The sequence below is a fragment of the Amycolatopsis sp. NPDC043885 genome (assembly GCF_056435685.1).
On the sequence record NZ_JBWKEA010000001.1, the window covers coordinates 1,170,133 to 1,178,347 of the forward strand.

At 68.2% G+C, this 8,215-nt stretch carries 7 protein-coding genes and 1 tRNA gene; 2 read left to right on the forward strand and 6 right to left on the reverse strand.

The window, feature by feature from the left end:
- Positions 1–31: 31 nt before the first annotated feature.
- The 5 genes from AC069I_RS05885 to AC069I_RS05905 all read right to left on the reverse strand — a co-directional run bounded on the left by AC069I_RS05885 (position 32) and on the right by AC069I_RS05905 (position 6,645).
- The gene (locus AC069I_RS05885) at positions 32–628 is read right to left on the reverse strand and encodes a class F sortase (protein ID WP_478223878.1); all 597 of its coding nucleotides are present in this window, start codon (positions 626–628) and stop codon (positions 32–34) included.
- Between the two features lie 4 nt (positions 629–632).
- Positions 633–1,298, reverse strand: coding sequence for a hypothetical protein (locus AC069I_RS05890; protein ID WP_478223879.1), 666 nt, complete (start codon positions 1,296–1,298; stop codon positions 633–635).
- 450 nt (positions 1,299–1,748) lie between these two features.
- Positions 1,749–2,081, reverse strand: a complete 333-nt coding sequence (locus tag AC069I_RS05895) for a hypothetical protein (protein ID WP_478223880.1) — start codon at positions 2,079–2,081, stop codon at positions 1,749–1,751.
- Between the two features lie 9 nt (positions 2,082–2,090).
- Positions 2,091–3,131, reverse strand: coding sequence for a trans-sulfuration enzyme family protein (locus AC069I_RS05900; protein WP_478223881.1), 1,041 nt, complete (start codon positions 3,129–3,131; stop codon positions 2,091–2,093).
- Between the two features lie 280 nt (positions 3,132–3,411).
- On the reverse strand, positions 3,412–6,645 hold the full coding sequence (locus AC069I_RS05905; protein WP_478264925.1) for a penicillin acylase family protein: 3,234 nt from the start codon (positions 6,643–6,645) through the stop codon (positions 3,412–3,414).
- A 141-nt stretch (positions 6,646–6,786) separates the two neighbouring features.
- On the opposite strand from AC069I_RS05905, the gene AC069I_RS05910 reads away from it, so the two are divergent.
- Entirely contained in the window at positions 6,787–7,161 is a 375-nt protein-coding gene (locus AC069I_RS05910; RefSeq protein WP_340686044.1) for an FKBP-type peptidyl-prolyl cis-trans isomerase, read from the forward strand.
- A gap of 208 nt (positions 7,162–7,369) precedes the next feature.
- Here the strand turns inward: AC069I_RS05910 and AC069I_RS05915 are convergent.
- Positions 7,370–7,452, reverse strand: a tRNA-Leu gene (locus AC069I_RS05915).
- Positions 7,453–7,581: 129 nt separating this feature from the next.
- Between AC069I_RS05915 and AC069I_RS05920 the strand changes: the two genes are divergently transcribed.
- A partial coding sequence (locus AC069I_RS05920; RefSeq protein ID WP_478264926.1) for a DUF3662 domain-containing protein occupies positions 7,582–8,215 on the forward strand: 634 nt, incomplete at its 3' end.

An 8,215-nucleotide genomic window follows, 5' to 3' on the forward strand; every position in this document is an offset into this window, starting at 1 on the left:
CAAGGAAAGGACCTTTCATGGCACTCGTTCGTCAGGCGACGAGGTTCGCGTAGACGATCACGTTGTCCTTGTAGCTGTGCTCTTCCTTGTCGAAGACACCGCCACAGGTGATCAGCCGCAGCTGCGGCTTGTCCGTGTTGCCGTAGACCGCTTCCTCGGGGAACTGGTCCTTGGGGACCTGGTCCTTCTTCTCGACCACGAACTTCAGGCTCTTGCCGTCGCTGCGGTCGACGAGCACCTCGTCACCCGGGTTGACGTCCTTGAGCTTGTAGAAGATGCCCGGCTGCTTGTTGCCGTCGACATGGCCGAGCAGGATCGCCGGGCCGACGTCACCCGGCACCGGAGAAAGCCGGTACCAAGCGGCTTGCATCGGGTTCTTCGCCGACGGGACGGACATCTTGCCGTCCTTGCCGATGGCGACCGTGACCAGGCTCGATTCCGCGCCGATCTTGGGAATCCGCACGTTCGTCGGGCGAGTCCCGTTGAACGGTTTGACGACCGGCGGTGTCGATTCCGCCGCCGCCTGCGCGGCGGGCGGGGCGGGTTCGTCGGTGCCGCATCCCGTCAGCGCGAGGGAAAGCACAAGGGCGGCCGCGACCACGCGGCCGCCCTGCGTCAGGAGCTTCATCGGATCAGGCCGCGGTGGCGCCGAAACCGGTCTCGATGCCGCCCTTGGGCTTCAGCTTGACCTGCTTCTTCGGCTTGTCGGCGCCCGGCGCGGTCGCGCCGCCGCCAGGAATCTCCTCGAACTCGATGTCACCCTTGCCCGGCTTGCCGTCGCAGGTCCAGGTGAAGGTGCTCGCGGTGCCCTTGAAGCCGGGCTTGGCCTCGATGATGTAGATCCACAGGTAGGCCTCGCCACCGTCCTGGAACGAGTCGACGATGGTGAAGTCCGGCGCGGTGACGTCGGCGGGCTCCGAACCGCAGAGGATGGCCAACGCACCCTCGTTGCCCTCGACGTATCCGGCGCCGACGTTCAGCTCCGGCATCGGCGGGGTGGTGCTGGTCGGCGCCTCAGAGGTGGAGGTCGGCGACGGCTTGCCGGAAGTCGGCTTGCCGCTGCTGGTCGGCGTCGGCTCCTGCGAGGACGACGAGGCCGGGGTGCTCGTCTCCGGCGGAGCCGACGTCACCTTGCCGCCCGACCACGAAGGCGAAGGTGCCGTGGAGGGCGCTTCGCTCGACGGCGCGGGAGGCGTGGTCGTCGTTTCGGTCTGCGCCATCGCGACCGGCGTCACGGCCAGCGAGATGACGGCGCCGGCCAGCACCGCGCCCGCGAGGCGGCCCAACGTCTTCTTCAAAGTGATCTCCCAGTGGAAACATCGCAACACAGGGTGACCCCCACCCTGTGGTCACCCGAAAGGAATCGCACGTTCGGGTGACAGCGTGATCCTGCCGGAAAAGTACAGCGGGGCCGTAGTGGAAAAGTCGTGACAAGAACCACTGGGAAAACCGGTAACGCCGCGGTGTTCCTGCCCGATACAAGGGCCCGAAAGTCGCTCAGCAGAGGGAAAGTCTCGCGGCGACGAAGGAATGTTAACACCCGGAGGGCCGGATCGGTTGCGATGCGGAAGTATTTTTTCCCCGCCCGCCGAACCGCCCGGAATCGCCGGTTTTCCTGGCCGGATCTCCCTTTTTCGAAGACTCTCCGCACACTTGCCGCCGACCGGTTCACCCGTCCGGACCACGTTTTGGTGAAGGCCTGACCATTTACGTCCGGATACCGGCGCCGGGCAACCAGAAGGTCACGATCAGAACACCAGGAACAGGGCCACGGCGAGGGAGAGCGCGCCGAGGAGGCCCGCGCCGAACAGCCAGGGCTTCGGCGACGTCCGGTTCCGCACCGCCCGGCCGCCGCCCACCGCCGCGATCAGGAGGCCGAGACCGAACCCGATCGCGGGCAGGAAGGTGGCGAAGGTCCGGTTTTCCGCGGCACAGGCCCAAATCGCGTCGCTCGGGCAGGGCGACGCCGCGAGCTCGGCCAGCAGACCCGCGGTGACGATCGCGAGGAAGCCGAGCACCAGGAGCCAGAACAGGCCCCACAGCAACTGACCGAGCCGCCGAGGCGGTTTCGTCTCGTCCACATGCCCAAGCTAGCCGAGCGCCGAGGCCAGATCCGTCCAGAGATCTTCCGGATCTTCGAGCCCGACGCTGAACCGGACGAGCCCGGCGGGCACGTGGGCGTCGCCTGCCAGCCAGGCCCGGCGCTCGACCAGGCTCTCCACGCCGCCGAGGCTGGTGGCGGCGCGGATCAGCCGCAGCGAACCGATGACCTTGTCCGCGGTCTCCGCGTCCGGGAGTTCGAACGCGATCATCGTGCCGGAGCCGGGATAACGCACCCGGGTGATGGCGGGATGGTCGACCAGGCGCGCCGCCAGCAGGGCGGCCGTGCGCGTCTGCTCGGCGAGGCGGACCGGGAGCGTCCGCAGCCCGCGCAGGGCGAGCCACGCTTCGAGCGCTCCCGGCGTCGCGCCCAACCTGGTGCGCGCGTCGCGCAGGTCCTTCGCGACGCCTTCGTCGGCCGCGATGGTCAGTCCGAGCAGCAGATCGCTGTGGCCGCCGATGAGTTTCGTCGCGCTGTGCACGACGATGTCGGCGCCGAGGTCCAGCGGCCGCTGCCCGAGCGGGGTGGCGAACGTGTTGTCCACGGCGACCAGGCCGTTCGCGGCGGCGGCGATCGTCTCGATGTCGATGACGTCGAGCGTCGGGTTGGTCGGCGATTCGAGCCAGAGCAGGTCGGCGTCCGCGGCCGCGACCCAGGCGGCCGTGTCGTCCGGCGCGATCTCGGTCACCACCAGGCGTCCGGTGCGCTGCGCGTGCGCGAGCAGGCCACGCGATCCCGCGTAGGAGAACGTCGGGACGCAGACCTTCGCGCCCACCGGCAGAGTGTCGATCACGGCGCTGAGCGTCGCGATCCCCGAGGCGAACGCGGTGGCGTGCCCGCCTTCGAGCGCGCCGATCGCGGCTTCGAGGGCCTCCCAGGTCGGGGTGCCGTCCTCCCGTGAATACGCGCGGTCGGCGCCGGCGTCGAAGGTGCTCGCCGCGACGATCGGCACGTTCAGCGGTTCGCCGGGGCCCTCCGGTCGTCCGGCGGCGACGGCGAGGGTGCGAGGTGACCAGTCGTTCGTGTCCACCTCGTCACCGTAAACCGTCCCGCGATGATCACCACGTGACGACCTGGCCGCTCGGAGACCTGCCGGTCAACCGGGTCGGGGTTCGGCGCGATGCGCTTGCCCAGCGAGGCCCCTCGCCGGGACCCGTCCGGTGAACCTGCGGCTGTCCGGGTCGGTTCCGATCGCCGGCCACTTCGGCGCGCTGGCCGAGCTTCGCGACGCCGGATTGCTCCGTCACCTCGGCGTTTCCCACGTCGGTTCTTCGCCATCGCCGGAGCCGGCCGCGAGGCGGGCAGCGCGCCTAGTGGGCATAGACCTCGAACTCGTAGAGGGAGTAGCCGTACTTCGTGCCGCGCTGGAGACCGGCCATCCGGACGTGACGCGCGTCCACCGCTTCGAAGGCGACGTTGTCCTGCCCGCCGTCTCCGTCCACTATGGACGCCACGTCCCGCCAGTTCGTCCCGTCGGACGAGACCTGCACCTTGTACGCCTTGCCGTACGCCGATTCCCACCGCAGAACCACGCGGGAGACGCGCTGCACCGAACCGAGGTCGACGGTGATCGACTGGTTGTCGCTCCAATCGCTCGCCCAGCGCGTCGACAGGTTCACGTCGATGGCGTTGGACGGCGGCGAGTTGTACCAGCCCGTTTCGTGGCTGGTCGCGCTCACCGAGCGGCCGGTGGCGAGGTTGGCGATGTTGTCGCCGCGTTTCGCCGGGAACTCCACGACCTGCTGGAAGGTCGGCCGGTTCTGGGTGCTCATCTTGTCCTGCGTGATGCCGCCGAGCGCGCGGTGGATGATCGTGTCGGCGCACCACTGATCGCCCGCGGCGCAGTCGCCGTCACCGGGATAGACGGTGTTGGCGGGCTGCGCGGCCGCCTGCGTCAGCGAGTCGAGCAGCACCTGGCGGCAGGCGTTGAGGTCGCCCCCACCGCAGTACTTCACGGCGAGCGGACCGGCGACGTTCTGCCCGAGTACCAAACGGATGTCCTTGTGCACGTAGCCCCACCAGCCCGCCTGGTACGACGAACCCGCGTGCGACTGGCCGACGTGCTTGCCAGGAACCTCGTTCTGCCAGCCCGACGGTGACTCGTTGATCTTCAGCACTCCGACCATGGCGCCGTAGGCGTCGCCCATGCCCGGTTTGAACTGCGCGTTCACCAGCAGGGGCCACCAGGCGTCCATGATGCGGATCGCGTCGGCGTAGGCGTAGGCCTTGCTGCCCGGCGAGGTCTCCGAGCGCAGACCGCCTGCGGCGAGCCAGGTCTTCAGCTTCGCCACCGCGTCCGCGGCCGGACCGGTCACCGGCGCCTTGTCGATCACCTTGAACAGTTCCGGCAGCACCTTCTCCGCGCGGAGGTCGGCGAGCGCGGCCTCCTCCATGGCTTGCGTGAGGTTCACCCGCGTCACCTTGGTGCCGCTGGAGATCATCTTCTTGACCCGCGCGTCGATCAGATCGCCGCGGTGCACGGAACTCTTGTCCGCGCCGCTGGCCGCGTAGCCGTTGGCCTGCGCGTTGTTCCAGCTGATGTAGTAGTCCTGGTTGATCGACTGCGGATGCTGTGACGACGGCGTGTAGTTCGCGAGGTTGCCGTCGGGGTTCCAGCCCTGCCAGTCGAATCCGGCGTCGCCCTTCACCGGCATGGCCGGGTCGACGTTCGGATTGCGGACCGGGTTCGAGCCCGAGTTGAAGTACGCGACGTCACGCGAGTCGGCGTAGAACCAGTTGTAGGTCTGGTTGACGTCGGCCGCCGCGGCCTGGAAGTCCGGCGCGGACTTGATCGCGTCCGGGTCGTTGAACTTCTGGAAGCCGATGATCGTGTCGATCTCGTGCTGGAACGTCGACCGCAGCGACGCGTACGCGACCGGTTTGCCGCCGACCAGCGCCCGGCTCGTCACCGGCCCGTACTTGGTGCGGAAGCTGCGCAGGGTGTACGAACCTTCGGCCGTGCCGTCGGCGACGGTGGGCTTCCAGGCGTTCTTGCGTTCGACGATCTCGAACGGCAGGCACTGCCCGCGGAACCGGTAGAAGTTGGAGTTCTTCGTCGGCGCGGAACCGTTCTGCTCGCACAGTTCGACGGCGTAGGTGTCGACGATGTCCTGCGACGCCGACGTCGCGCTCCACGAGTAGTCCTTGCCGCGGCCGAGCAGCACGTACATGCTGATCCCCGCGAACGAGGCGCCGCGGGCGCTGATGCCAGGGCCCTGGATTTCTTGCAGCATCAGCAATTGCGGCGCGAAGTAGCCGGCCTGCGGGCCGAAGACGGCGACCGGGTGCCCACTCGCGGTCTTGGCGCCGGAGACCACCAGCGCGTTGGACATGCCGTGCTTCTCCGACAGCATGTTGCCCGGCAGGACGCCGTCGTCGAAGATGCCGCGGACGGCCTTCTGGTCTTCAGGCGCGGGAACGTCCACCTTGGCGGGTGCCGCCGTCCCGGCGGAACCGGTCGGATCGAAGACCAGTTGCTGCCCGGTGACCGAACCCTTGTCCGGCATCGCGGCACCCTGCGGATTCGACGGCGCCTTGCCGTAGTCGAAGGTCTGTCCATTGTGGAGGGTCTTGACCGTCTCGGGGTCGTCCTCGGACCGGAGGCTCCGCCAGACCTTGTCGCCCTGTTCGAGACCGTACTTCTCCTGCATCGCCATCTTCGCGATGGCGTTCTGCACCTCGCCGCCACCGCCGGCGCCGAACTGCGCTCCGACGACGGCGGCGAGGACGACGAGGTCGGTGAGCTTGAACGGCTCGATGGTCCCGGCGTTCGTGATCGCGTCGACGTGCCCGGTGAGCACGTACTCGCCGGGGAAGTAGCGGCCGCTGTGCGCGTCGGAGATGTACTTGTTGACACCTTGGACATAGGCCTCGGCGTCGGCTTTGCCCTGTGCGCCGCGCGGACCACTGGCCGCCGCGTTGTCGATCTGCTTCTGCAGTTCCTGTTCGGTGTACGGCGCCGACGAGAAGAAGCTCTGTTCGAGTTCGCGGTTGCCCTGGGCGCCACCGGCGAACGAGGTCAGCTGGCCGCGGCCGACCCGGCGCATGATGTCCATCAGCCACAGGCGGTCCTGCGCGGCGGCGTATCCGGCGCCGTACATCGTGCCCGGCCGCGTCGTGCCGACGATCCGGGGCACGCCGGTCGCCTTGTCGCGGGTGATCGTCACGTCCGGACGCGGTTTGATCGTGCTCTCGACCTGCCCGGACGGAATCCCGAACGAGGCGTCGTTGAAGAACTGGTTGATCTTGTCCGTGGTCAGCGTCTTGTAGCCGTCGGCGAGCGAGGCGTACTTGCCGAGCTGATCGGCCGAATGCGCGGGCCGGGTGCCGAACGCCTTGTGCGCCAGGATCTCGGCGAGGGTGGCGTTCCCCTTCGTGCCGGGCGGGAGGATGTCACCGCACTGGCCGCCGCAGTAGTCGTCGAGCGCGGCCGCCACCACCGAGTCCGGTGGGGTTTCCGCGGCGTTCGCCTGAAGTGCCGGGACGGTTCCCGCCACCAGCGTCAGCCCCGCCAGCGTCGTCAAGACCCGTATGCCTCGTCGCATGAAAGACCTCCGTCGTCGGAGAGTGACGAGGCGCACACTACCCACGGGTATCCAAATTTGTGAAGACTATTCGCGTTCTTGCCACCGTTCGGCGGAACACTCGCCCTGCGGACCCGGGACCAGCGCAGGTATGTTCCAGGCATGTCTTCGCAGAAGCCCCAGATCGACCGCCCCGAGGGGCCCGCACCTTCCGAGCTGGAGACGACCGACATCTCCGTCGGCGACGGCCAGGAGGCCAAGTCCGGCGACACCGTGACGGTGCACTACGTCGGCGTCTCGCACTCGACCGGCGACCAGTTCGACGCGTCGTGGGACCGCGGTGAGCCGCTCCGCTTCGGCCTCGGCGCCGGCCAGGTCATCCCCGGCTGGGACCAGGGCGTCGCCGGGATGAAGGTCGGCGGCCGTCGCAAGCTGGTCATCCCGCCGCACCTCGCGTACGGCGAACGCGGCGCCGGCGGCGTCATCAAGCCGAACGAGACCTTGATCTTCGTCGTCGACCTCGTCGGCGTGAACTGACCCACACCCGCACCACGAAGACCCGGCCCAGGCCGGGTCTTTTTTCTTTTCCCAGGCCAGGGCCGCCAGGCCCTAGGCCGCCCCCGCTCGCCAACCGCCGCCGGACGCACCGCGGGGGTCCGGGGGGCTCGGCCCCCCCGGGAGCTGACGAGCGACGACCTCACGAAAGAGGCCCCCGTCGCGTAGCGAAGGGGGCCTCGAACAAGAGTGGGCGAGGAGGGAGTTGAACCCTCACGTCCTTTCGGACACACGGACCTGAACCGTGCGCGTCTGCCATTCCGCCACTCGCCCGAGTGCTTCGTTCTCTGACAGCTCGCAAAGCGTAGCAGGCGGATTTCGCGGGTTTCACCGGGGGCCGTGTCCGACTGGCCGTACCCGGATAGGATCGACGGGGAAGCACACGTGTGAGGAGGTTGCCCGGTGGGCCGCGTCGAACGCTTTGACAGACGGCTCGAGAACCTCGTAGGCAACACCTTCGCGCGCATGTTCGGTGGCAACGTCGTCACGCAGGAAGTGGCGGTGGCGCTTGAGCGCGAGAGCGAGGAGAACGTTCGTGAGCTGGCCGGTGGTCGACAGCTCGCCCCCAATCACTACATCGTGTCGCTGGGGCAGGCTGATCACGAGCGCATGGCCGGAGACGAGCGTCGGGTCACTTCGGTGTTGGCGGAGGCGGTCAAGGAACACCTCGCCGAGCACGGATGGGACACCTATGGTGACGTCGTAGTTTCGCTCGAGCGCAACGAGGCGCTGCATACTGGACAGTTCAAGACCCGTTCGTCCGTCGATCCCGACGTCAAGCCCCACGGCGCCGAAGGTTCGCCACGGTCGGCACGACCCAGCAACGCAGGAGACCCAGCAATGAGCCAGCCCCCCGGCTACGGCCAATACGACCAGGGTGACCCGTACGGCCAGCAGGGCCAGTACGGCTACGGACAGCAGGCTGGCCAGCAGCAGCCCGGGTACGACCAGGGTTATGGCGGCCAGCAGCAGGGCGGCTACGACCAGGGCTACGGCGGCGCACAGCAGCCCGGCTACGACCAGTACGGCGGCGCAC